Origin of the sequence: Clostridium sp. NSJ-49 (assembly GCF_014287725.1) — a bacterium.
GTDB classification, from domain to species: Bacteria; Bacillota; Clostridia; order Clostridiales; family Clostridiaceae; genus Clostridium; species Clostridium disporicum_B.
Genome location: NZ_JACOOP010000049.1, coordinates 1 through 26,833, shown reverse-complemented (window position 1 = coordinate 26,833; position 26,833 = coordinate 1). Strand labels below are relative to the sequence as shown.

The 26,833-nt window shown below is 30.2% G+C and carries 21 protein-coding genes and 1 pseudogene; 4 read left to right on the top strand and 18 right to left on the bottom strand.

The annotated features are described in order from the left end of the window. Window positions 1-151: 151 nt before the first annotated feature. Window positions 152-1,108, bottom strand: coding sequence for a collagen-like protein (locus H8S10_RS14485; RefSeq protein WP_186839354.1), 957 nt, complete (start codon window positions 1,106-1,108; stop codon window positions 152-154). A 666-nt stretch (window positions 1,109-1,774) separates the two neighbouring features. On the opposite strand from H8S10_RS14485, the pseudogene H8S10_RS14480 reads away from it, so the two are divergent. Beyond that, window positions 1,775-2,053: pseudogene (locus H8S10_RS14480) on the top strand (3D domain-containing protein); the annotation flags it as partial. Window positions 2,054-2,241: 188 nt separating this feature from the next. Here H8S10_RS14480 and H8S10_RS14475 read toward each other — a convergent pair. From H8S10_RS14475 to H8S10_RS14455, 5 genes are all read right to left on the bottom strand, one after another. Beyond that, window positions 2,242-3,207 carry an aromatic acid exporter family protein gene (locus H8S10_RS14475; protein WP_186839353.1) on the bottom strand — a complete coding sequence of 322 codons (966 nt, stop codon included), beginning with the start codon at window positions 3,205-3,207 and terminating at the stop codon, window positions 2,242-2,244. A gap of 18 nt (window positions 3,208-3,225) precedes the next feature. Then, on the bottom strand, window positions 3,226-3,912 hold the full coding sequence (locus tag H8S10_RS14470; RefSeq protein ID WP_186839352.1) for a PHP domain-containing protein: 687 nt from the start codon (window positions 3,910-3,912) through the stop codon (window positions 3,226-3,228). A 122-nt stretch (window positions 3,913-4,034) separates the two neighbouring features. Next, the gene (locus tag H8S10_RS14465; RefSeq protein WP_243175888.1) at window positions 4,035-5,138 is read right to left on the bottom strand and encodes a DHHW family protein; all 1,104 of its coding nucleotides are present in this window, start codon (window positions 5,136-5,138) and stop codon (window positions 4,035-4,037) included. Window positions 5,139-5,146: 8 nt separating this feature from the next. After that, entirely contained in the window at window positions 5,147-6,523 is a 1,377-nt protein-coding gene (locus tag H8S10_RS14460; RefSeq protein WP_186839351.1) for an MBOAT family protein, read from the bottom strand. Window positions 6,524-6,596: 73 nt separating this feature from the next. Continuing rightward, the gene (locus H8S10_RS14455) at window positions 6,597-7,082 is read right to left on the bottom strand and encodes a DUF4358 domain-containing protein (RefSeq protein WP_186839350.1); all 486 of its coding nucleotides are present in this window, start codon (window positions 7,080-7,082) and stop codon (window positions 6,597-6,599) included. A gap of 274 nt (window positions 7,083-7,356) precedes the next feature. On the opposite strand from H8S10_RS14455, the gene H8S10_RS14450 reads away from it, so the two are divergent. Further along, window positions 7,357-8,127 carry an N-acetylmuramoyl-L-alanine amidase gene (locus H8S10_RS14450; RefSeq protein ID WP_055264113.1) on the top strand — a complete coding sequence of 257 codons (771 nt, stop codon included), beginning with the start codon at window positions 7,357-7,359 and terminating at the stop codon, window positions 8,125-8,127. A 109-nt stretch (window positions 8,128-8,236) separates the two neighbouring features. Then, a complete protein-coding gene (locus tag H8S10_RS14445; RefSeq protein WP_055264111.1) occupies window positions 8,237-8,653 on the top strand; it encodes a hypothetical protein in 417 nt (138 codons plus the stop codon). A gap of 245 nt (window positions 8,654-8,898) precedes the next feature. On the opposite strand, the gene thiI is transcribed toward H8S10_RS14445, so the two are convergent. The 4 genes from thiI to H8S10_RS14425 form a co-directional block, all read right to left on the bottom strand. Continuing rightward, window positions 8,899-10,056: a tRNA uracil 4-sulfurtransferase ThiI gene (gene thiI, locus H8S10_RS14440; protein WP_055264109.1), complete on the bottom strand. Its 1,158-nt coding sequence runs from the start codon at window positions 10,054-10,056 to the stop codon at window positions 8,899-8,901. Continuing rightward, on the bottom strand, window positions 10,053-11,198 hold the full coding sequence (locus H8S10_RS14435; RefSeq protein WP_186839349.1) for a cysteine desulfurase family protein: 1,146 nt from the start codon (window positions 11,196-11,198) through the stop codon (window positions 10,053-10,055). Before H8S10_RS14435 ends, thiI begins: the two co-directional genes overlap by 4 nt. Before the next feature lie 117 nt (window positions 11,199-11,315). Continuing rightward, window positions 11,316-12,188 carry a DegV family protein gene (locus H8S10_RS14430; protein ID WP_231071960.1) on the bottom strand — a complete coding sequence of 291 codons (873 nt, stop codon included), beginning with the start codon at window positions 12,186-12,188 and terminating at the stop codon, window positions 11,316-11,318. Window positions 12,189-12,384: 196 nt separating this feature from the next. Continuing rightward, window positions 12,385-14,964, bottom strand: coding sequence for a calcium-translocating P-type ATPase, SERCA-type (locus H8S10_RS14425; protein ID WP_055264103.1), 2,580 nt, complete (start codon window positions 14,962-14,964; stop codon window positions 12,385-12,387). A gap of 158 nt (window positions 14,965-15,122) precedes the next feature. Between H8S10_RS14425 and H8S10_RS14420 the strand changes: the two genes are divergently transcribed. Then, window positions 15,123-16,763 (top strand): putative manganese-dependent inorganic diphosphatase, encoded by a 1,641-nt coding sequence (locus H8S10_RS14420; protein WP_186839347.1) that lies wholly within the window; start codon window positions 15,123-15,125, stop codon window positions 16,761-16,763. A gap of 28 nt (window positions 16,764-16,791) precedes the next feature. On the opposite strand, the gene H8S10_RS14415 is transcribed toward H8S10_RS14420, so the two are convergent. From H8S10_RS14415 to H8S10_RS14380, 8 genes are all read right to left on the bottom strand, one after another. Further along, complete coding sequence (locus tag H8S10_RS14415) at window positions 16,792-17,637, bottom strand: aminotransferase class IV (RefSeq protein ID WP_242855866.1); 846 nt, start codon at window positions 17,635-17,637, stop codon at window positions 16,792-16,794. Next, complete coding sequence (locus H8S10_RS14410) at window positions 17,628-18,272, bottom strand: HAD-IB family hydrolase (protein WP_055264099.1); 645 nt, start codon at window positions 18,270-18,272, stop codon at window positions 17,628-17,630. Before H8S10_RS14410 ends, H8S10_RS14415 begins: the two co-directional genes overlap by 10 nt. Before the next feature lie 255 nt (window positions 18,273-18,527). Beyond that, a complete protein-coding gene (locus H8S10_RS14405) occupies window positions 18,528-19,721 on the bottom strand; it encodes a pyridoxal phosphate-dependent aminotransferase (RefSeq protein ID WP_186839346.1) in 1,194 nt (397 codons plus the stop codon). After that, the gene (locus tag H8S10_RS14400; RefSeq protein ID WP_186839345.1) at window positions 19,654-20,559 is read right to left on the bottom strand and encodes a PHP domain-containing protein; all 906 of its coding nucleotides are present in this window, start codon (window positions 20,557-20,559) and stop codon (window positions 19,654-19,656) included. The genes H8S10_RS14405 and H8S10_RS14400 overlap by 68 nt, the downstream gene beginning before the upstream one ends. Window positions 20,560-20,698: 139 nt before the next feature. Then, window positions 20,699-21,034: a DUF1292 domain-containing protein gene (locus H8S10_RS14395; RefSeq protein ID WP_055264093.1), complete on the bottom strand. Its 336-nt coding sequence runs from the start codon at window positions 21,032-21,034 to the stop codon at window positions 20,699-20,701. A gap of 162 nt (window positions 21,035-21,196) precedes the next feature. Beyond that, the gene (nifJ, locus tag H8S10_RS14390) at window positions 21,197-24,718 is read right to left on the bottom strand and encodes a pyruvate:ferredoxin (flavodoxin) oxidoreductase (RefSeq protein WP_186839344.1); all 3,522 of its coding nucleotides are present in this window, start codon (window positions 24,716-24,718) and stop codon (window positions 21,197-21,199) included. A gap of 140 nt (window positions 24,719-24,858) precedes the next feature. Continuing rightward, the gene (locus H8S10_RS14385) at window positions 24,859-25,290 is read right to left on the bottom strand and encodes a flavodoxin domain-containing protein (protein WP_055264089.1); all 432 of its coding nucleotides are present in this window, start codon (window positions 25,288-25,290) and stop codon (window positions 24,859-24,861) included. A 131-nt stretch (window positions 25,291-25,421) separates the two neighbouring features. Continuing rightward, window positions 25,422-26,495 (bottom strand): undecaprenyldiphospho-muramoylpentapeptide beta-N-acetylglucosaminyltransferase, encoded by a 1,074-nt coding sequence (locus tag H8S10_RS14380; RefSeq protein WP_186839343.1) that lies wholly within the window; start codon window positions 26,493-26,495, stop codon window positions 25,422-25,424. Window positions 26,496-26,833 lie beyond the last annotated feature (338 nt).

Genomic DNA, 26,833 nt, shown 5'->3' with positions numbered 1-26,833 from the left:
AATGCAAATCCTATTTGTTGCATAGGAATCACATTTTTTGTGAAGTTTTTCATATTATTACTATGCGCAAAAAAGGAAGTTCAAATTCGAACTTCCTTTTCTTTATCGGCAAATATCAAATTTTTTTTGATACAGCCCCCTTTTAGTAGTCTTATTTTAATCTAACAATAGAAATAGTTGCTGCATAAATTCTTATTGGCAACCTTCCTTCTGTTAAATTGGTTAATCTTATAATTCTATCTTCACATAAATTTACTATAGTATGACTAGCTATATTATTTAAATTTATATCTTCTGAAACTGAAGCCGCAAATTGTGATGCTGCAACTTTATCTCCGTTTCCATAAGTTAAAGTAAATTCTACATCTCTTCCTTCCTCAGAACTACATCTATTTTCTGCTGTAAAAGATACTGAATATTTAACTAAATATGATGCATTACCTTTTAATAATATATCTCTACTATTAGTTTGATGAACTATATTATCTCCTACTATTTCATCAGTAGTAAATGGTACATGCTCTCCAGTAGCTAAAGCTATATTAGGATCATCTACAGTTCTATAAACTATACCAAAATCTCCAATTGTTCCTGCTGGCCCTTGTGGTCCTGTTGCTCCTACTGGTCCTTGTGCTCCTGTTGGTCCTTGTGCTCCCACTTCACCTTGAGGTCCTTGTATACCTTGTGGTCCTCTTGGTCCTATATCACCTTGTGGTCCTTGTAATCCTCTTGGTCCTCTTGGTCCGCATGGTCCTTGTGGTCCTGTTGCTCCTGTATCTCCCTTTGGTCCTTTTGGTCCGCATGGTCCGCAGTGTCCACATTGTCCGCATGGTCCGCATGGTCCACATGGTCCTGGTTCTCCCTTTGGTCCCCTTGGTCCGCATGGTCCTTGTGGTCCTCTTGGTCCGCATGGTCCTTGTGGTCCTCTTGGTCCGCATGGCCCTTGTGGTCCTCTTGGTCCTCTTGGTCCTCTACAAATACAGCATTTTTCATACTCATCACATTTATTAGAATTACATTCGTTCTCTTCACATCTATTACTAGAATACTCCTCTACTGAATTATCATCTTCATCTTCATAGTAATAATATCTACGTTCTTTATTCATCTTTTCCTCCTAACAAACACCTATTTTTTTATCTTTTGGACATTCATTTATAATATAAAATATGCTGAACAATTTTTTTTGTGCTACATCTGTACAAGCTCGTATATTTTTATGCATTTTTCAACATACCAATTGATAAAATTTCAGGAAATACAGGATTATATTTCTCTTATTTTTTTCTTGACATATTTAAGTTTTATCCTTCTTAATCCTTTTAATCATCTTACATAAGCAACTATTGGATAATATAACCAATATCACTTTTGGAATATTATTCATTTCAATATTTATCCATGGCTATTTGACAAGCTTTAAGGCCTATGTTTATACTAAATACGCAATGGACACAAGCTAGTTTTTGGAGGTGTAATTTTGTTTAAAAAACTTTTTGTATCATTAACCGTTATTACCCTATCAGCACTAACTTCTTTTCCGACATTTGCAAATGCATTATCTACAACAGTTGATATAAATAATCACGAATTTAAATATAATGAATTTAAAGAAAATGTAGATAATGTCGAGAAGTTAAATAAAATCTTAAAAAATCCAACATCAAATGATGTTGTTGAGGAAGTTTCTAACACTGATGTTACGGTTAAAAATATTGATAGTAGTGACACTACTGATGAAAATAATCACTCTGGATATATAAGTAATTTTATAATGGAAAGTACAGCCTATACAGGAGATGGTATAACTGCTACTGGTACAGTACCTACAAGAAATGAAGGGGGATATAGTACCATAGCTGTTGATCCTTCTGTGATTCCACTGGGATCACTGTTATATATAGATGGGTATGGCTACGCCGTTGCTGAAGATACGGGTGGTGCAATACAAGGAAATATTATAGACTTATATCTTAATTCTCATGATGATTGTATGAATTGGGGAAGAAGAGATGTGTCAGTTTATTTAATTGCGTATCCTGGACAATGGTAAAGAAGTGCAAAGCATTTTCTTAATGATAAGTAACAAATTACAAGTGACAAGTTAATGTTGAAACTACTTGCAGTTTCTTTTAAATTCAACTTTTGTAAACTAAGCCTAAGCTGAATTTATTCATTAACTTGCCACTTGTTACTCTTAACTTATCACTATAATATTTTTCATTTTTATTATTTTAGAGCTTACTTTTCTGTTTTATTATTTAAAACAAAGTTTCTTTTTATATTTAAGAAATCTTCCATATCATTTAATAAATTTAATAATTGCGCTCTATTTTCAAACTCTTCTCTTGTTTTTGGAAGTTCCATCTCTTTATACTGTAGCTTTAGCTTTTCTAATCCATATAATAACTCTTTGCAGTCATTATTTTCTCTAATATCTTCTGCAACTCTTTTTAAAAATATAGACATGTTTTTCATTTGATCAACTGGCATACTAAATCTCTCAAAATTTTTTCTCATCTTTTTGATAGTATCAAATTGATTCCTTCTCATAGCAATATAATCAGTATAGTATGATGAACTTTTAAAGAAATTATTATTTACAATTTTATATGCAGTAATATTGCTACTAATTAAATTTTTCTCTATATCATCCATTATTTTTTGCTCATCTATATCTACGGTTTGAGTTAATAAGGACTTAGACATTTTTAATAATATAACTTTATATTTTTCTTCTATCCATATCTTATCTTTTCTAAATTCATCCTCTAATGCAGGCATGAACAGATTGGCTATTGATGATACCCCTATACCTATTATCATAATTCCAAATTCATTTATTATTAGATTTAAGTCTATTTTATCTGCTACTAATAAATGAGTAGATAATACAACCGATGCTATCATACCTTCTTGTATGTTAAATCTAGAAGTTATCGGTATCAATATTAATAAAAATATTCCAAAACTTATAGCTCCATTGCCTAATATTCCATAAATAATTAAAGATAGTATTTGTCCAATTATGCAGGCAATAGCTCTATTTCTCCCCACTATTAAAGCTTTTCTTCTTGTATCTTGAATTCCTAAAATAGCTATAACTGCAGCTACAGTGGAATATTTAAATCCAAGTGCTTCTCCTATAACCAAAGCTATAGTTGCACTTAAAGCCATTTTAAATGCTAAATTGTAAATATATTTCACTATATCCCTACTTTCTTCTCATTTGCTATATAACCTCTCTAAAAATCTTTTGATTTCTTCTTCTTCTAAAAATACATCACCAATACACCCATGTGCTCTATAATAATCATATCCATTGTGATAATCAGATCCAGCTGTATATATCATATTTCTTTTATTAGCTATTTCAATAAAGTACTCAGTATCCTCTTCCGTATTTGCAAAATACTTTGATTCAAGCCCATCAAAATCCATAACGACTACTTCACTAAAAATATTTCTTGGTAATAAAACCGGATGAGCTAATACTACAACTGCATTAAAATACTTAAGTATCTTTATTCCATCTTCAATAGATATTTTTTTACTACCTCTATTTAATGTAAGTATATCTTTGAAACGATTTTTTATATATGATATATTTCCTTTTTTAATATTATTTATTGTATCTATAAATAATTCATTTTGATAAATATCACAATTGAAATATCCTAAGATATGAATTCTAATTCCCTTATATCTAGTCGATAGTTCTAATGCTGGTATCACTTTAATACCATGTGTTTTACCACATTTTACTGCTGCCTCGACTCCAGCAACTGTATTATGATCTGTTAATGATATAATATCTAAATTTCTCTTTTTTGCAAACAATACTATCTCTTCTGGTTTTAACGCTCCATCTGAGGCAGTAGAATGAATATGAAAATCTCCTCGTTTATACATAATAACTTTTCCACTTATACTTAAAAATTTTATACAATATTAGTTTATATATATATACTTATCTTTGTTCATATTTCAAGAAAACATATTATAATAACAAAAAGAGGTATCTTTTGATACCTCTAATATTTTAACCTAATTATATTTACATCTCTAGTAAAATTAATAAAATTATATAATATTAACACATCTTTTATATCATTTTCATCTACATATTGTCCTACTTGTTCTTTAAAAGTTCTTAAATCAATAACATGTATCTCTTCATAATTTTGAGTTAGGTAAGGTACTAAAGAATTAGCGTATGAGTCTTTAATGACAACTATCTTTTTACCATTTTGTAAATTAGTATTTTTTATAATAGTTAAAGGATTGTTTCCTCTTAAAAATAAAGCATATTTATCTCTTAACTCTAACTGAGAATAATCATAAATAGAATCAAACTCTTCCCCTGAAATATTCATGGTTACTCCACTTAAATCTAAATAGCTAAAAATATCTGGCTTTACATTAAAAGGCTTAGCTTTAGAAAAATACGTTCCATAAAAATCATCTACTTCTACAAAGTCTTCTTGATTTAATTCTATAGGTTTTTCCCCTATACTTTCAATAAACTCTTTATAAGCTAAATATGCTCCATAGGCAGTCCAATGGTGATCCGTTCTATAGTAAATATACTTATCTTTATTTTCTGTCATAACATCAAATAATTTAATATTATTTGTTTCTAATACATTATCATATATGTAATCTATATTCTCTTCTTGAGGAACTAACGGTGCTGCTTTAGGTACCAACTCTTTATATATTTCATAAGAATTAGGTACTATCATAAGCGATATATTTGATGAAATATTGTTTTTAAAAATATTTATGGCCTCTATATTATTTAAAAATCTACTCTTCTCAAAGTTAGAGTATTTTTCAAATAAATATTCATTATCACCATATATAATTCCGTTATTTTCAATTTTACCTAAACAAAATTCACTTCTTGATTTTATATCAATCCATCCATCTCTAAATATGAATTGATCATTAATATAGCTTTCATAGTTTTGTTGAAAACTATTATCCCAAAATCCCTCCACAGTAAATTTCACTTTTTGTTTTAAATTTCTATTTTCTAAATCAGAAAAAGTCTTATCAGGCTTAATTATATCTAATATGCTCAATAAAGCTAAAACTATAAAAAAACTATATAATAAATAATTTCTTTTCATCATATCACCACCTAAAATCTAAAATATAAGAAGGGATTATAAGTAGCATCTACTAAGTAAGCAATGGATATTATAAAAATCCCCATTAAAATTAATGTATTTATCAACTTACTTTTAACAACTCTTCTGTAAGTTATTTCAATTATAGGTGTTGAAAATAAAGTTGCTACAATTAATGTAACTCCATAATTTCTTATATAATAAATCCAATCTATTCCCCCATTCATATTGAATAATCTTTCAAATAAAATCTTAAGCTGACTTAAATCTGTTACTGCAAATAACGCCCAACCTATCAATATAAAGAATATTGAATATATATGAGAAAATATTTTGTGATTTTCTAAAAATTTTAATAAACCTAGCTTTTCAATTCCTATAAGAATAAAGAAATAGATTCCCCACATTATAAAATTATAACTTGCCCCATGCCAAAATCCAGTTAAAAACCATACTATAAATAAATTAAATACAAGCCTACCTTTATTAACTCTATTTCCCCCTAAAGGTATATAAACATATTCCCTAAACCAAGATCCTAAAGTTATATGCCATCTTCTCCAAAACTCAGTTATACTTCTTGATATATATGGATTGTTAAAATTCTGAGGAAAATTAAATCCTAACATTTTCCCTAATCCAATTGCCATTAGAGAGTATCCACTAAAATCAAAATATATTTGAAAAGCAAAAGCTATAACCCCAAGCCAAGCTAAAATAGATGATATATTAGAAAATCCTAATCCTTCAACTTCAGTCCAAAGCATTCCTATATTATTAGCTATTAATACTTTTCTCCCTAAGCCTAATATAAATAACTCTATGCCATCCTCTATTTGATTTGCATTCATCTTTCTTTCTTTTAGTTCTTTGTTGATATCTGTATATTTTACTATAGGCCCTGCTATAAGTTGTGGGAACAGACATACAAATGCCCCAAAAGAAATTATATTTTTCTCTGCACTAACCTTTCCTCTGAAAACATCTATAGTATAAGACATAGTTTGAAATGTATAAAAACTAATTCCTAAAGGTAACGTAATCTTTACATGATTTAAAGTTAATCCTAAGATTGAATTTATATTATCAATAAAAAAGTTAAAGTATTTAAAGAAAAATAACATTCCTAAATTAAAGCATATAGAAATACATAAGAGTCCTATTTTAATACTTTTCTTTTCTTGATATTTTTCAATTCCTCTACTCACAAAATAATCTACTATTATTGATGAAATCATTATTACGAAATATTTTGCTTCTCCCCAGGAATAAAAAATTAAACTTAATATAAGCAAGATAAAATTCTTATATTTTTTAGGTGTTAAATAATATATTCCTAAAGCTAAAGGTAAAAATCTAAAAATAAATAAAATACTACTAAAAACCATTGTACTTTCTCCATTTACAATCTATTAATAAAAATAAGGAGCTGATTATCAGCCCCTTTAGTTTTTTAATTAATTACTTAATTGCATCTTTATAAACTTGAGTTGCTTCAGCTGCTACATCATCATAAAATATTAATAATGAAACAAAGTTTCCATCAACTTCAACTTTTGCTTTTTCAGCAACATCTTTTTCATCTGGATAAAAAGCTTCTCCTATTCTATCTTCTAAAACTTTATCTACTGAAGCTTTAACAGCATCTACTTTACCATCTTTAGCTTTAACAACCATAGCAAATCCAACTCCTGGACTTCTTCCAGTTAAAGCTATTCCATAACTCTCTACATCATCTAAATTTAAATGATAAATATCTTTAGCTTCCTCTTCTGTTGGTTCCATAGGCATTGGCATATATTCTTTTAATTGTTCTACTATGTCTGCAGCCGATACTGATGATCCTTGTTCTACTTGAGTTCCATTACCTTCAGCCTTTGATCCACATCCTGTTAATGTAGCACCTACCATAGCTGCTACTAATAAACTTACTAATATCTTTTTCATTTTGAGCACCTCTCTAGTTAATAAATATTAAAAATTTAATAATACAACAATTTTCAAAAAACGCACTTTTTTATTTATATATTTTGCATTTCTTCTTATGTTATTCTTATTTTCACTCATTAGACTACAAATACCTATAAATTGTTCCAGTAAAAAAAATTTTTTTTTTACTTTTTATGAACATATCTGCATTACTCTTAATTTTTCCATATATTTACATAATTTATTTACATTGTTATACTATTTATATATCTACTGTAAATAAGAGGTGCTTATGGAACCATCAAACTTTAATTTAGGTTACAGAAGAAAAATGCTTCAAAAACGTAAGAAAAGACGTCAAATAATTACTAGCACCATTTTACTCTCTTTTATTTTGATTCCACTGATTCTCTCTATTAAAAGTGAAAGTAATTTTATTACTACTATTCAAAAAGTTGATAACACTGATAATAGAAATTTTGTTATATGTATAGATGCTGGTCACGGTGACTGGGATGCTGGTACATTAGGTATCTCTGGATGTCAAGAAAAAGACATAGTATTAAATATTGCGTTAAAATTAGGAGATTTGTTAAGTGTTGAAGAAGATATAAAGGTCATTTATACTAGAACATCAGATTCTCTACCTTGGTTAGAAAGTGCTAATGATAGCTTAAAAGAGAGAATTAAAATTTCAAACTTAGCAAATGCTGATTTATTTATATCACTTCATTGTAATAGCAATTATAATGATACAAATGCAAAAGGAGTAGAAACATGGTATAATCCCTCCTTCAAAACTAATGAAACTTTTGCTTCTTATCTCCAAAACAAATTAGTTAATTTAAACTATACAACTGATCGTGGTTTAAAATTCTATGAAGATAAAGATGATGCATTAGCTGTTCTTGAAAAAACTACTGCGACTTCCGCTTTAGTGGAATTAGGCTTTATTAGTAATTTTCAAGATGAATATTATCTTAAATCTAAACCTGGTCAATTAGCTTGTGCCGAAGCATTATATAACGGAATAATAGAATATAAACGTTCATTATCAAATTAAAATAATAAATGTGTATACAAATATAAACATTTATTATTTTATAATTATGTTTCCTATGTTATAATGTAGTTACTGGTAGTAGAATTTTTTAATAAAAGGAGTTTTTGAAATGGGTTTCAAAGATAAATTAGGTAAATATTATTCAGATGCATACATGCAAAAATATGGGGATAGAATGACTAGCGTTTCTGGTACTATTTTATCAGTGAAAACTGAAACTAAGAGTATTCTAGGAATTTTCAATAAAATAAGAGTATATCTAGTTGTTAAACCTGAAGCAGGAAAACAAGTAGTTAAATGTCAATATAAAATGAATAAATGGTTTAAAAAGCCAACTTTTATCGATGTTAATCAAGGTCACAAAGTAATTATTATGGGAATCAAAGGGGAAAAAGGTAAAGCTGAAGCTGATACAGTACTTATTTCTAATATAGCTAACTTAACTACTAAAAAAGACCTACATCCATTTGATCACGCTCAAATAAAGAAGGCTAGACAACAAGCTACGAAAATGAGAACAAGATAGTAAAAAAGGAACTGCAACTGCAGTTCCTTTTTTTAATTGTGCATTAAATGCGTAGTCCAAAAGTCGACTTCGTCGAGTCCAAGATTGCCTACGGCAGTCCAATATATTTACTTCGTAAATGTCCAAAGGCTTTTTAAATTCTAAGTCATTACTATTTGATATTGTAAATCTCTTGGTAGTCACAAAGTGACCTCTTGAACTTTAACGAAGTCAAACTTTTGCCCAAAGTGCTTCGCACTTTCCTTCTAATAAGTAACAATTTCTGTTTCTTCTATAGCCTTATTAACTAAAGCTTCTATATCTAATACTGATTCTGCTCTTCTCATATCTTCTAATCTTGGTTTTGTTTTTGGATGCTTTGGTACAAATATTGTACAACAATCTTCATAAGGTAAAATTGAAGTTTCATATGTACCTATTTCTCTAGCTATATCCATAATTTCAGTTTTATCCATTGTAACTAATGGACGGAATACTGGTCTATCAGCACAATCTGTGCTTACTATTAATCCTTCCATAGTTTGAGAAGCTACTTGCCCTATACTTTCACCTGATGATACTGATTGAATTCCATTTCTTTCAGCCAATTCACATGCTACTCTCATCATAAATCTTCTCATTATTATAGTTAACTCATCTTCTCTACAACCATTTATTATAGCCATTTGAATTTCAGTAAACGGAACTATATATAATTTAACCTTTTCTGCATATTCAGATAAAATTCTAGCTAGTTCTTTAACTTTATCTTTTGCTCTTTCAGATGTATATGGATGGCTATGATAGTAAACACAGTTTAATGCTACACCTCTTCTTGCCATTAAATACCCTGCTACCGGTGAGTCTATTCCACCTGAAAGCATAAGCATAGTACTACCATTTATTCCATATGGTAATCCACCAACAGCTTTTATCTTATCTTTGCTTGTAAATATATATGCTCCTTTTTCTCTTATTTCAATATTTACTAGACATTCTGGATTTTTAACATCAACTTCTAATCCTTCTCCGTAGTGATGTAATACATATCCTCCAACATCTCTTGATGTTTCTATAGAGTTTAATGGAAATTTCTTGTTTGCTCTATTAGTCTCAATCTTAAATGTTCTTGGTTTTATTTCGTTAACCATTTTAAAAACTTCTTCTTTTATAACAGTTAAATCTCTTTTAACTTCAGTTACTAAGCAAACTTCGACAACCCCAAATACTTTTCTAACTCTTTCTACCGCAGCTTCAACATCTTGAGCCTTTATAAAGTATCTTCCTTGATCCACAACTATTTCATACTCAATATCATCTAATCTCTTTTTGATATTATTCATTAGTTGTCTTTCAAATTTACCTCTATTTAGACCTTTTAAAAATATCTCTGGTGCATACTTAACTAATATTAATTTATTCATCTTCTAACTCTCCTTAAAAACATAAGTGATCCTTTTAAAACTTCAATAGTTTTATCCACTTCTTCTTTTGTATTTTCATAACTAAATGAAAATCTTATAGCACTTTCTATCTCTTTAGCATTAAGTCCTAATGCCTTAATAACATAGCTCCCTTTTGACATACTTACTTTTGAACTACAAGCTGAACCAGTTGCTACATAAATATTTTGATCTTCTAGCAAATGTAATAATACTTCTGATCTTACACCTCTAAAAGATACATTTAGAATATATGGAGAGAAATTTCCTTCTAAAGGACTATTTATTCTTATATCCTCTATTTCTTTAAGTCTTTCTATCATATATTTTTTTAACTCATAAACCTTTTTATAAGTCTCATCTTTATGAGCAAATGTTATTTGAGCAGCCTTTTCTAATCCTATTATGCTTGGTAAATCAACGGTTCCGGCTCTTAACCCTTTTTCCTGTTCACCTCCAGAAACTAATGGATTTAATACTATACCTTTTTTAATATAACAAAATCCAACTCCCTTTGGCCCATGAATTTTATGTCCTGCAACTGTTAAAAAGTCTATATTCATCTTTTTTACATCAATATCAAACTTTCCATAAGCTTGAACAGCATCAACATGTAATCTTGCTCTATTTGATTTTTCTTTTATAAGTTTTCCTATCTCCTCAATGTTCTGGGTAGCACCCATCTCATTATTAACATACATTATTGAAACTAATACCGTATCTTTAGTTATTGCTTCTTCTAAATCCTCTAAAGATATGTTTCCATATTGGTCAACATCTAAATATGTAATTTTAACACCTTTGTCTTCTAATTCTTTACATGTATTCATTATTGAACCATGTTCAAAAGAAGTTGTTATAAAATGATGCCCTGGCTTTAATAATCCTTTTAAAATAAAATTATTTCCTTCACTTCCACCTGAAGTAAAATATATCTCATCTTTATCACACTTTATTGTCGATGAAATATATTCCCTACATTGAGTTAATCTTTTTTCACACTTAATACCTATCTTATGAAGTGATGATGGATTACCAAAATACTCCCTCATCCCATCAGCTACAGCCTTTATAACCTCTTTATAAGGCTTTGTAGTAGCACTATTATCAAAATAAATATCCATATTATCACTCCCTCCTTTTATTATTCACTTATTTTATACATTAAATTCTTAATGTTTTTTTATATAAAATTTTCCTATAAAAAAATAGACTTGTCAAAGACAAATCTATCCAATTCCTTATTCTCTTCCTTTTGCAAAATAAAAAATTGCTACAGTTCCAGGTCCTGAATGCGACCCTATAACTGGCCCCACATGATTAACAACAATTTCCTTAACCTTTACTTTTTCTAAAATTTTTTCTTTTACATACTCTACATCTTCTATACAGTCACCATGACTTATAAAAACAATTTGTTCTTCCGGATTTACTATCTCTTCGATTAACTTGTTTGCTAATGCGCTTAATGATTTTTTTCTTCCTCTAGCTTTTTCTACTGGTGTTAATCTTCCTTCATTATCTACATGCATAACAGGTTTTATACTCAATAAAGACCCAACTGTTGCTGTTGCTTTAGATACTCTTCCACCTCTATATAAATAATTTAAATCCTCTACTGTAAACCAATGAACAACTTTAAGTTTATTTTCTTCTACCCATTTTACTATTTCATCTTTACTTTTTCCTTCTTTAATCATCTTGTTTGCATAATATACTAAAAGGCCTAACCCCATAGATGCACTCTTGCTATCTATTACTGATATATCAGCATCACTATATTTTTCTTTTAAAGATTCCATCGCAACATTAGCGCTATTATAAGTTCCACTTAATGCAGATGAAAAACCTATATAAATTATCTTATCTCCATTTTTAATATGTTTTTCAAATTCTTGTTCAAATTCATAAACATTTGCTTGTGCTGTTTTTGGCATCTCTCCACTTCTAACAGCTTTATAAAAATCTTCATATTTTAAAGTTTTTCCTAAGTCATCAGCTATAGTCCTATCTCCTAATGTTAACATTAGTGGAATAACTACTAAATTATTATCCTCTGTAAAATCATAAGGCAAGTCACAACATGAATCTGTCATAAGTATAATTTTATTCACTATAACCCCTTCTTTCCTCATAAAATTTTAGTATATATTATAATCTAAATGATATCTTATATAACTTTAAATCCCCCATCAAATATTACCATAATATTCCTATCGCTGCAATATTCCTACTTAGAATTAAAAAATATTTAACTATTAATTATATATATGTTTATAAATAGAATAAAAAGCCAGCTAAGCTGACTTTTTAATTTGATTTTTTAGACTTAATCAATAAGTAAATACTATTTATTAAGAAAATACTTCCTGAGAAGAATAATACTAATGTCCACTCTTTCAATCTTAGTGGTACAGTATTAAATATTCCACTTAAGAAAGGAATATATAGTATACTACATATCATGATTATTGATACTGATACTGCTCCAACTAAATATGGATTAGTAAACAACTTAATTTCAAATATTGAATGTCTTTCTGATCTACATTCAAAAACATGGAATAATTGTGACATTACTAATGTACATAAAGCTATTGTTCTACATGTTGCTAAATCTAATCTATAAAATCTACCTACCATAAATGCTAATAATGTACATACTCCAATTAAGCATCCTCTAACTACTATTTTTTCCCACAATCCTCTAGCAAAAATATTTTCATCTTTTTCTCTTGGCTGTTGCCTCATTATATCTTTATCTGCAGGGTCTACTCCTAACGCAATAGCTGGAAGACCATCTGTAGCTAAATTTACAAAAAGAATTTGTATAGGTGTTAATGGATTTGGCAAATAAAATAATGATGCTAAGAACATTGTAAGGACTTCTCCTAAGTTACAAGATAATAAGTATCTTATGAACTTTCTTATATTATCATATATTATTCTTCCTTCTTCTACAGCTGATACAATTGTTGCAAAATTATCATCAATAAGAACCATAGATGCTGCTTCCTTAGTTACATCAGTTCCTGAAATACCCATAGCAACTCCGATATCAGCTTCTTTTATAGCTGGTGCATCATTAACACCATCACCAGTCATGGCAACAATATTTCCTGTTTTCTTAAAAGCTTTTACTATTCTTAACTTATGATTAGGTGATACTCTAGCAAATACCCTAACTTTAGCCACCTTTTCAACTAATTCCTTATCAGACATCTTTTCAAGTTGTTCTCCTGTTAAAGCTTGGTCATCGCTAGTACAAATATTTATACTTTTTGCTATTGCTAATGCAGTATTTTTATGGTCTCCTGTAATCATTACAGGTTTAATTCCTGCCATCTTACATTTTAATACCGCATCCCTTACTTCCAATCTTGGTGGGTCAATACTACCTGCTACCCCTAAGAAAATTAAATCATTTTCTACCATATCACTCTTCACTACAGCTTCATCCCTATATGCTGCTGCAATACATCTTAAAGCTCTGTTAGACATAGCTTCAATATAGTTATATATCTGCTTCTTCTTTTGAGGTGTTAAAGGTCTAACCTTCCCATTTTCTAATATACTAGAGCATCTCTCAAGAACTCTTTCTGGTGCACCTTTCATATAACAAACTTCTTTATTATGCTCTTGAATAATTACACTCATCATCTTTCTATTAGAATCAAATGGTATTTCAAATGTTCTTATTCCACCTGAAACAAAATTTTTTATATCCTTTGCATTTTTAAAGAACACTTTAATCAAAGCTGTCTCTGTAGGATCTCCCATAAGAGCTTTTTCCATATCTTTTTTAGAGTAATCGTAATTTGTATCATTACAATATACAAAAGCTTTTTTTAACATCTCACAATTCTCTGGCATTCCTTTATCCACTTCATATATCTTGCCATTAACCAAAAGTTCTTTTACAGTCATTCTATTTTGAGTTAATGTTCCTGTCTTATCTGAACAAATTACGGATGTACATCCTAAAGTTTCAACTGCTGGCAGCTTTCTAACTAAAGCATTTCTCTTAAGCATTCTATTAACACCTAATGCTAATGCAACAGTAACTATAGCTGCTAAACCTTCTGGTATTGCCGCAACTGCTAATGATACTCCAAGTAGGAACATTTCTGTAATATCATTACCTCTAATTATCCCTAGAACAGTTACTATAAAACATATAACTAAACATATAGCAACAAGAATCTTTCCTAAAGAATCTAGCCTTATTTTCAAAGGTGATTTTTCTTCTTCAATATTATCAAGAAGATTTGCTATTTTCCCCATTTCAGTCTTCATTCCTATAGCATCAACTAGTAATAGACCTCTTCCCTTTAATATTATAGTTCCCATAAAGCCTTTACATCTATTTTTATCCCCATTTTTCCCTACATCTAGCTCAGCATCTTTACTAACTCCTACAGATTCTCCTGTTAATAATGATTCATCTACCATTACATTTTGACAATCTATAAAGTTACCATCTGCTGGAATCCTATCTCCTGCTTCTAGTACTACTAAATCACCAATTGTTAATTCCTTTGAATTTATAACCTTTATAGCTCCATCTCTAACAACTTTACAAGTAGGTGCAGCTAACTCCTGAAGAGCTTCTAAAGATTTCTCAGTCTTAAATTCTTGTACAAATCCTAATATTGCATTTACAAATACTATAATTAAAATAGTAATAGCATCTGCTACATCTCCCATAATACCTGATATAATTGTAGCTCCTATTAGAACCCAGGTAATAAAGTCATTAAATTGAGATAAAAAAATTAAAAATGGTGACTTTTTCTTATTATGTTTAAGTTCATTTAATCCATAAGTCATTTGTCTTTTTTCTGCTTCTCTTGTAGATAATCCTCTAGTAAATTCTCTTTCCTGTATCACATTTTATCCTCCTTCATTAGAACTCTTCTATATATATATTAATGTTTATGTAATATATGAATAAGAGATGTCTATTTTTTCATTTACAAATTGTAATTAAATATATAGAATATTACTATATGCTTAGAATGCATTTTAAACTTAAGGAGGAAAAAAAGTTGAAAGATTTAATTTATGTAACTGGTCATAAAAACCCAGACTCAGACTCAATCTGCGCAGCTTATGCTTATGCTGAGTTTAAAAACAAGACAGGAAACATTCCTGCAGTAGCTTGTAGGCTTGGTAATCCAAACCAAGAAACTCAATTTATTTTAGATTATTTCAAAGCAGAAGCTCCAAAATATTTAAATACTGTTAAGTTAAAAGTAGAAGACTTACAATTTGATTACATCACTCCAATTTCACCTGAAATATCTTTAAAGATGGCTTGGAAAATAATGAGTGACAAGAATATAAAAACTATTCCAGTAGCTGATGAAAATGAACACTTATTAGGTGTACTTGCAGTTTCAAACCTTACATCATGTTATATGGATATATGGGATAATCAAATATTAGCTAAAAGTAATACGTCTTTAGACAATATCTTAGATACACTTTCATCTAAAGCTATCTATGTTAACCAAAATACAAAAACTTTCCCTGGTAAAATAGTTGTTACAGCTATGCAACCTAATAGCATGGTTGATCATATTGATGCTGGAGATATCGCAATAGTTGGTGACAGAGAAGAAGTTCAAGAAGCTTTAATTAAACTTAATGTTTCTTTATTAATAATAACTGGTGCTCATGCTCCATCTGAAAATATAGTTAATTTAGCTAAAGAACACGGTGTAACTGTCATCCTTACTAACTATGACTCATTTACAACTTCAAGATTAATAATCCAAAGTATACCAGTTGGATATGTTATGGTTAAAGATAACTTAGTTACTTTCACAACTGATGACTTAGTAGATGATATAAAACCAATTATGATTGAAACTAGATTTAGAAGCTACCCTGTAACAGATTCTAACGGAAAAGTTTTAGGAACAGTATCTAGATATCACTTAATTTCAAATCATAAGAAAAAAGTTATTCAAGTGGACCACAATGAAAGAGGTCAATCTGTTGATGGTTTAGAAGATGCTGAAGTAATCGAAATAATAGACCACCACAGAGTTGCTGATATTCAAACAAGTAATCCTATATACTTCAGAAATGAGCCAGTTGGAAGTACTTCTTCAATAGTTGCTAAATGCTTCTTTGAAAATGGATTAAGACCTTCTAAGAAGGCTGCTGGTTTATTATGTGGAGCAATAATTTCTGACACATTATTATTCAGAAGCCCAACTTGTACTCCATCTGATGAATATATTTGCAGAAAGCTTGCAGAAATAGCAGGAATTAATGTAGAAGAATTCGCTAAAGAAATGTTTAAAGCTGGTACTTCACTAAAAGGTAAGACCGTAGCTCAAATCTTTAACCAAGATTATAAACCATTCACTATAGAAGGTACTAGAGTTGGAATAGCTCAAGTTAACACTATGGATATCGAAGGATTTATGCCTTTAAAAGAAGAAATGCTTCAGTACATGGAAACTAAAGCAAAAGAAGCTAACTTAGATATGGTTATGCTTTTATTAACAGATATACTTAACGAAGGTTCTGAAATATTAGTTGCTGGTGAACAACCTGAAATAGTTGAAAAAGCATTTAATGTTACATTAAAAGATAACGGTGCTTTCCTTCCAGGAGTTCTTTCAAGAAAGAAACAAGTTGTACCACCAATAACAAACACAATAACTTCAGCTTAATAAAAAAATCCAGCTCTTGCTGGATTTTTTATTCTTTATTTTCTTTTATACATTCATCTACCATATAATTATATCTATCTATTATATTTCTTAATATTTCATTATGTGCATCTTTTTTCATATCATCAACATAAGCTATTGGAAGAACCTTAGCTAATGACCCTGAAATAAACATTGCATCCATATCTTTTATTTCACTTTCTTTTACAGTTCTCTCTATAACGTCAATTTTTAAATCTTTAGCAATTAACATAACCTTTGCTCTTGTTACTCCTAAAAGAACAGCCTGCCCTGGTGCTGTTATAAGCTTTTTATCTTTTATAAAAAAGATATTAGATCTACTACCTTCTGTTATATCACCATTTCTGTCAACTAATATAGCTTCATATGCATTTTGCTTAGCTAACTCTTCATTTATTAATTCTCTAAAGCTTTTGTTAACTATCTTTATATTTGGATTTTCTCTTTCTCCATGATAAAGAATTGTTTTAACTCCATCTGCATAATCTTTTTCTGATGGATACTTATGAGGTATATAGAATATCTTTAACTCTTTGCTTAAAATATTATAAGTCATCTTCATATTTCCAAGAACATAATCATTAGCCTTTATAACTTTCGCAATATTATTTCTAAACTCTTCAATAGAAAATGGCATTTCTAAATTTAAAAGCGAAAAAGATCTCTGTAACCTTTCTGTATGATCCTTTAGAAAAATAGGGGTCCCACCTTCTATTCTAAAAACTTCATAAATAATATTTCCTTTATCACTATTATCATCTACAAAGTCTTTTACTTCGCAAATCTTTCCATCTTTTAGATAGAACTTATTTATAGCTTCTACCTTCATTAAACTCTCTCCTTTTACTTCCATCTTAAAACCTCTATATTATGATTCTTATTATAATTTATAAGATATGGCTTACCAACTAACTCTAAAAGAGGTAAATCAGATAATGAATCAGAGAACATATAAGAATTTTCATAATCTGCTTCTATATTATTTTCCTTAAGATATGCTTTCAATCTACTCACTTTTTCATCTCTTTTGCAATTATTGCCGCTCATTTTTCTAACAAACTTTCCATTTTCAAAAGTAAATCGAGTACCTATAATAAAATCTACATCATCTATAGCATAAAATTCCTTTATATAAAATTCTGGTGATGCAGATATTAATATAACCATATATCCTTCACTTTTTAATTTATGCATCATATCTAGTGCATCTTTATAAAGAATTTTACTTAATCTTTCATCATAAAACTTTTTAGTCAATATAGCTAAATCCTTCTCCTCTATATTCTCTATAAATTTTAAGAAACATTCTTTAACTTTCTTTTCATCATAAACTTTAATTCCATACATAAGTCCTGAATATAAAGCTCTTGGCAAAAACTTAATATTTTTTATATCTTTAGACACTATATACTTATAAAACTCCATAAGTGTTTCTTTTCTAGTTATAGTATAATCTATATCAAATAAAGCTAATTTAACTTTCTCCATCTTATCCTCCAACATTAAATAAAGTGCGATCTAAGGCTCGCAAGTGAAAAGTCGACTTTGTCGAAGTGAAAGGCTACTACGTAGCTGGGAAAAGTTAACTACGTTAAGGGGAAAATGCTACTATAAGTAGCAGAGAAAATCATTTTATCTCATTAGAGATCTTTTCCCTATTGCCCTAGGCAATATTTTCTCCTCAGCTTTAGCTGACTTTTCCCCTTTGACGAAATCAAACCTTTCACCAAAGTGCTTCGCACTTTATTTCAACTTACTTATAAATTCTCTTATTCTATTAATTCCTTTTTCAATTGCTTCCATAGATGTTGCATATGATACTCTAATATAATTATCTAATCCAAAAGCTTCTCCTGGTATTACTGCAACATTTTCATTATCTAATAATAATCTAGCAAAATCTAATGAACTTTTTATAGTTTCTCCATTAATTGCTTTCCCAATTGTCTCTTCTACATTAATCATAATATAAAAAGCACCTTGTGGCCTTATTGGTTTTATACACTCTATATTACACAATTCTTTATACATATAATCTCTTCTACGCTCAAATTCCTCTATCATATGATAAATATCTTCTTGTGGCCCATTTAACGCTTCTAGAGCCGCATATTGAGTTATAGAGCATGTATTTGATGTCATATGGCTTTGAATATTTGTCATAATCTTAGCAATTTCTGTTGAAGATGCTGTATACCCGATTCTCCATCCAGTCATAGAATAAGTTTTAGAGAATCCATTAATTACAATAGTTCTAGATTTCGCGTCTTCACTTAACGATGCTATACTAACATGCTTATTTCCATCATAAGTTAATTTCTCATATATTTCATCAGAAATAATCATTAAATCATATTTTTTAGCAAATTCACTTATAGCTTCTAATTCTGTTTTTGTATAAATAGTTCCTGTAGGATTATTAGGATTATTTAATATAATAGCCTTGCTTTTGCTAGTTATAACCTTTTCTAAAGCTTCTACATTATATTTATAATCATTTTCTTCTCCAGTATTTACAAATACAGGCTTTCCATCAGCTAATTTGATTAGTTCAGGATAGCTAACCCAATAAGGAACTGGTATTATAACTTCATCTCCTGGGTTTAATATTGCCATAAAAGTATTTGCTAAAGATTGTTTAGCCCCTGTAGAAACAACTATTTGTGAATCATCATATAAAAGTCCATTATCGTCTTTTAGCTTTTTACATATAGCTTTTCTTAATTCTATTATTCCACTAGTTTGAGTATATTTAGTATTTCCATTATCCATTGCTTCTTTTGCTGCATTTATAATATTTTTAGGTGTATTAAAATCTGGCTCACCTGCAGCGAAACTCACTACATCAATTCCTTTTGCTCTTAGTTCTTTAGCCTTTGCTGTTATCATTAAAGTTACAGATTGTTCTATTTTTCTTGCTTTTGTCGATAGCTCCATATTTCCCCCAATTATTATCTATTTTTATAAATTTATTTAATAATATATCATTTATTCCACAACTACCTATAGATTGTTCATCAAAGTTTGCTCTTCCATGAAAATCGCTTCCTCCAGTAATTGATAATTTATATTTTTTCGCCATATTAAAAAATTTATTTGTATCTATCGCAGAATGACTTGGATGATATACCTCCACTCCACTTAATCCAAAGCACTTTAATTCTTTTATAATATTTTCTACTTCTATCTTCTTATAAATTTGTCCTGGATGTGCTAAAACTGGTACTCCTCCACTTTCCATAATTATATCTAAAGCTTCTCTATAAGTTAATTTAAAACCCTTAACATACCCTGGTTTACCTTTAATTAAATAACTTTTAAATGCTGTTTTATAATTATCAAAATAGCCCTTTTTAACCATTGCATTAGCTATATGGCTTCTACCTATTGTAGAATTTAAATCTACACCTAAATCATCTAATTGTATATTTATATCATATCCTTTTAAATTATAAAGTATTTTCTCTACTCTTTTTAACCTCTGTTTATTCAGATTATCTACTAAACATTTTAAGTTATTGTTTTCTATATCTATAAAATATCCAAGTATATGTAATTCCATTTCTTTATATTCTGTACTTAATTCTATTCCTGGTATTATTTTTAAGTCTTTATTATTATATTCTGTATTTACAATATATTGAGCTGCTATTGAATCGTGGTCAGTTATAGAAATGCATTTAATTCCTTTTTCCTTTGCCGTCTTTGCTATTTGTTCTGGTGTGTATATTCCATCAGAATAGCATGAATGTATATGTAAATCTACTGATTTCATTTTATCCACCTTTTCCTCAAGTGAAATTCTTATCTATTTTTCCTTATTAATAAATATATCACTAGCTGAATAGATTGTAAATTACTATAGATATTTAAATAAAATTATAATAAAAAAAGTGCCCAAGGCACTTTTTTTATTATTCTTCTTCAGCTAAAACGTTGCTATAGTAATCAGCAACTTTATCGAATTCAGCTTCATCTGGAACTACTAATTCTCCTGATTCAGTAGCTCTAAATAAGTATATTGAATCACCTTCTGGATCTTGAGCTAAAACATACTCTTCACCTTCGTATTCAAATGCATCAATTATAGGACAAGAAATAACATTTCCATTATCGTCTTCTAGGTCTACAACCATATGCTCATGTTCGTGTTCTCCACATCCACAGCCTTCTCCACAACCTTCATTGTTGTGATCATGATCGCATCCGCAGCTTTCACCGCATCCACATTTATTTAATTCGTTATCCATCTTAACTCCTCCTTATATTTAAGTAGTCCTTATCATTGTACCCTTATTTATAGGAAAATAAAAGTAAAACTTTAAAATTTAATATTAATATTTTACGCAAATTATATATTTATGTCAATCTTCAACTAAAAAAGAGACCTTTCGGTCTCTTTTTATTTATAACTACTCTTGAGCAGCAAGTCTCTTGTAGTTGTTTAATCTTTCTTTAGCATCTTCTTCAGTCTTTTGGAATAAAGCTTCTGCTTGTTCTGGGAATGCTTTAGCTAATGCAGCATATCTAACTTCTCCCATTAAGAATTCTCTGAAGTCTGCTTTTGGCTCCTTAGAATCTAATGAGAATGGGTTCTTAGTTCCCTTTAATGCTGGGTTGTATCTGTATAGAGCCCAGTATCCTGAATCAACAGCTTTCTTAGCTTCATCTTGTGAATTAGCCATACCAGATTTAATACCATGGCTTATACATGGAGCGTAAGCTATGATTAATGATGGTCCATCATAAGCTTCAGCTTCAGCTATAGCTTTTAATGTTTGGTTCTTATCTGCACCCATTGAAATTTGAGCAACATATACATAACCATAAGACATAGCCATCATACCTAAGTCTTTCTTCTTAGTTCTCTTACCAGAAGCAGCAAACTTAGCGATTGCAGCAGTTGGTGTAGATTTAGAAGATTGACCACCAGTATTTGAGTAAATTTCTGTATCAAATACTAATACATTTACGTTTTCTCCTGATGCTAATACGTGATCTAATCCACCGTATCCTATATCGTAAGCCCAACCGTCTCCTCCGAAGATCCATTGAGATCTAGAAACGAAGAATTCTTTGTCTTTTAATATAGTGTTAGCTAATTCAGAATTTATAGATTCAAGAGCAGCTGTAAGGTTATTAGCTCTATCTCTAGTACCTTCTCCGCTTTCTCTGTGTTCTAACCAGTCATTTAATACTGCTTTAACATCTTCTGATAATTCTTCAGTTTCAATAAGCTTAGCTATATTGCTAGCAATTCTTTCTCTTATTGTCTTAACTCCTAAGAACATACCTAATCCGAATTCAGCATTGTCTTCGAATAATGAGTTAGCCCAAGCTGGACCATGTCCGTTATGGTTAACTGTGTATGGAGTTGAAGGAGCTGATCCACCCCAAATTGATGAACATCCAGTAGCGTTAGCTATCATCATTCTATCACCGAATAATTGAGTTACTAACTTAGCATATGGAGTTTCTCCACAACCAGCACAAGCACCTGAGAACTCGAATAATGGTTGCTCAAATTGGCTTCCCTTAACTGTGTTCTTGTTCATTGGGTTCTTCTTAGCTGAAACTTCTTCTACAGCGTAATCCCAAGCAGCGATTTGATCGTGTTGAGTATCTGCTGGTTTCATAATTAATGCCTTACCTGGAGCTGGACATACTTGAGCACAGTTTCCACATCCAGTACAGTCAAGTGGTGATACACCGATGCTGTATGACATTGGTTCTTCAGTCTTTAATGCTCTAGCAGCAACTATCTTCATAGATTCTGGAGCATTGTTCTTTTCTTCTTCATTTATTAAGAATGGTCTGATTGTAGCATGTGGACATACATATGCACATTGGTTACATTGTATACACTTATCTGGTTGCCATTCAGGAACATTTATAGCTATTCCTCTCTTTTCATAAGCTGCAGTACCAGCCATGAAAGTACCATCTTCCATATTGTGGTCTACGAAAGTAGATACTGGAAGTGAGAATCCTTCTTGTCTATTGATTGGTTCAACTATTTCTTTGATGAATGCTGGAACATCTTTAGTAGTTTCAACTTCAGCATCAACAGCATCTTTCCAGTCAGCTGGAACTTCTACCTTAACGATAGATTCTACACCCATATCGATAGCAGCGTTGTTCATGTTAACAACTTTTTCACCCTTCTTACCGTATGAAGTTACAACAGCTTCTTTTAAGTACTTGATTGCATCTTCTACTGGAATGATGTGAGCTATCTTAAAGAATGCAGCTTGCATTATCATGTTGATTCTTCCACCAAGACCGATTTCTTGAGCTATCTTAACAGCATTTAATGTATAGAATTCAATGTTGTTTTCAGCTAAGAATCTCTTCATGCTTGCTGGTAATTTTTCATTTAATTCTTCTGGTGTCCAGATAGTATTTAATAAGAACTTACCGTTCTTCTTTAATCCTTCTAAAACATTGTATTTATAAACATATGATTGGTTGTGACAAGCTACGAAATCAGCTTTATCTATTAAGTAAGGTGACTTAATTGGAGATTTACCAAATCTTAAGTGAGATACTGTTATACCACCTGACTTCTTAGAGTCATATGAGAAGTATGCTTGAGCATACATATCAGTCTTATCTCCGATAATTTTGATAGCACTCTTATTAGCACCAACTGTACCATCTGATCCTAATCCCCAGAACTTACATGCTTTTGTTCCTGCTGGAGTAGCATCGATATCTTCAGTTACTTCTAATGAAGTATTAGTTACGTCGTCTACTATACCTATAGTGAAGCCGTTCTTTGGCTCTTCCTTAGTAAGGTTAGCATATACAGCAGCAATGTGAGATGGGTTTGGATCTTTTGATCCTAATCCGAATCTTCCTCCTACGATTTGTGGAGCATTTGCTTTTCCTGAGAATGCTGATACAACGTCTAAGTATAAAGGTTCACCAATTGATCCTGGTTCCTTAGTTCTATCTAATACAGCTATCTTCTTAACTGTAGATGGAATAGCCTTTAATAATCTTTCTATTGAGAATGGTCTGTAAAGTCTTACTTTAACAACCCCAACCTTTTCTCCTCTACCATTTAAGTAGTCGATTGTTTCTTCAACTACATCTGTAACTGATCCCATTGCAACGATAACTCTATCAGCATCTGGTGCTCCATAGTAATCGAAACAGTGATATTCTCTTCCAGTTAATTTAGTAATTTCAGCCATATAGCTTTCTACTACTTCTGGAACATCATCATAGAATCTGTTAACAGCTTCTCTAGTTTGGAAGTAGATATCTGGGTTTTGAGCAGTACCTCTTGTTACTGGATGATTTGGATTTAAAGCTCCTTTTCTGAATTCTTCTACTGAATTCCAGTCTACTAATTCAGCTAATTCTTCTGTTTCTAAAACTTCTATTTTTTGAATTTCGTGAGAAGTTCTAAATCCATCAAAGAAGTTCATGAATGGAATTCTGCTCTTTATAGCTGCTAAGTGAGCAACTGCAGATAAGTCCATAACTTCTTGTACTGATCCTTCAGCTAACATTGCAAAACCAGTTTGTCTTGCAGCCATTACGTCTTGGTGGTCACCGAAGATGCTTAATGAAGATGTTGCTAAAGCTCTAGCAGAAACATGAATAACTCCTGGTAATCTTTCACCAGCAATCTTATACATGTTAGGGATCATTAATAATAACCCTTGTGAAGCTGTGTAAGTAGTTGTATAAGCTCCAGCTTGTAATGAACCGTGTACTGCACCTGCAGCACCTGCTTCAGATTGCATTTCCATTACGTGTACAGGTTGGCCAAAAATATTTTTTCTTCCTTGAGAAGCCCATTCATCAACGTGTTCAGCCATTGGTGATGATGGTGTGATTGGGAATATTGCTGCCACTTCAGTAAATGCGTATGATATATGAGCTGCAGCAGTATTACCATCCATAGTTTTCATTTTTCTCATTGTGTCTACCTCTCTTTCCATCTAAAAATAATCAATAAAATTTATTATATGATATCATATAATATCATAAAAACCATTTTAAAGTACTTTTAAGTGTTATATATAAAAACTCATTAGAGATTTCTCTAATAAGGTTTTAATTATAATAATAATTTTGATATTTCTTCGCCTAAAGTTTTAGCTAACTCTACATCCTTTTCTGTAAGAGACTCTTTACAAACTACTTTCCCTATAGTTTCAAACCCATAATCATTCATAATAGCTTCCCAGTTATGTATAAACTTATCGTCTCTCCATCCACAAGAACCAAATAACACTAAAGGCTTATTATTAAATCTAATACTAGATAACTTATCTATGAAGGGTTTCATTTCTAATTGTTCTATCTCATCCTCCACCATTGCCGGGCTCCCCATAGCAACAGCATCAGCTGTTATAACATCTTCTTCTGAAGCATCATTAACGTGTTTTAAATTTATTTCTATATCACCTTTAATACCTTCTGCTATGCAGTTAGCTAAAAGCTCAACGTTTCCGCCATTGCTCCAATAAATAATTGAAACTTTCTTCATATACTAGCACCTCTTATTTTTCTAAAATACTTCCTATTTTTACACTCCATCTTTTATTATATAACAGCTGAATTTTTTTTCAAGTTATCAAATGTAATATTTTCGTGTATTACTAAATTTGTTATACGTTTTTAATTAATACTTTTCAAAATAATACTTATTATTTCATCAACACCATTTTTTACCTTACTATTTTGCATAGAGGTAATAAGTTTATTTTTATTATTCTTCAAATCTGTTAATTTATCAATTAAATTATGTTTTTCCATCATTTCATCTTCATCTAAAACTAAAGAGTAACCTTCTTTTTCAAAAGAATTCGCATTTAGAATTTGATCTCCTCTACTTGTTTTCTTAGAAAGAGGTATTAAAAGTGTTGGTTTCTTTAATGCTAATAGCTCAAAAATAACATTTGCTCCAGCTCTAGATATTATAAAATCTGCCGCTTGAAGAAGATGTGGTAAGTCTTCCTTTACGTACTCAAACTGTTTATAACCATTTATAGAGTTTAAGCTTTCATCTAAATTCCCTTTTCCACATATATGAATAACATTAAAATCTAATAAAATCTTACTTAAATCTCTTCTTACTTCATCATTTATACTTTTAGCACCTAAACTTCCACCAATTACAAGCAGAATATCTTTATCATCCTTAAATCCACAAATTTCTTTTCCTCTTATTTTGCTACCTTGAAGTATTTCATTTCTTATAGGAGTTCCTGTTAAAACACCTTTACCATCTTTTACATAATCTAAACTTTCTCTAAATGTAACACAAAGCTTATTACAGAAAGGAGCTGAAAGTTTATTTGCTAATCCTGGCGTTAAGTCTGATTCATGAGAAACAACAGGTATCTTTTTCATAGATGCAGCTATAACTACTGGTACGGCAACAAACCCACCTTTTGAGAAAACTACATCTGGCTTTTCTTTATCAAGAATTCTTTTAGCCTGGTAAATACCTTTTATAACTTTAAAAGGATCTGAAAAATTCTTCATATCAAAATAGCGTCTTAATTTTCCGCTTGAAATTGGGAAATATGGAATATTAGCATCTCCAATTATTTCTTTTTCTATTCCATCTATACTTCCTATGTATTTTATATCAAACCCTCTCTTCTTCAGTTCAGGAATCAATGCTAAGTTTGGAGTTACATGTCCTGCAGTTCCCCCACCAGTCATTATTATTTTATATTTACTCATAAAACACCTCATATAAAATTTTAAATTATAAATCATCTCTATTTTACCACTAAGTCGTTATTTTGCCACCTTTTCCTTTAATTTAATAAAATACAACTTAAAAATTTGGATAAGCTATTAACGTAAAGTAGAGATGAGCATAATTGATCTTTTAAAAAGTGAATATTAATTAGAGATGAAAAAATAGGAAAATTAGGATTATTAGTAATAAAGTGACCTAAAAAAGGGCAGACTATCCCTATGAGGATAATAAAATGTAAAATATTAGGTTGTTAAAGAGCTAACTAGCTCGTTTAAGCTTGCTTAGAGAACAAATCTTATCTTCCTTTTTATTAACA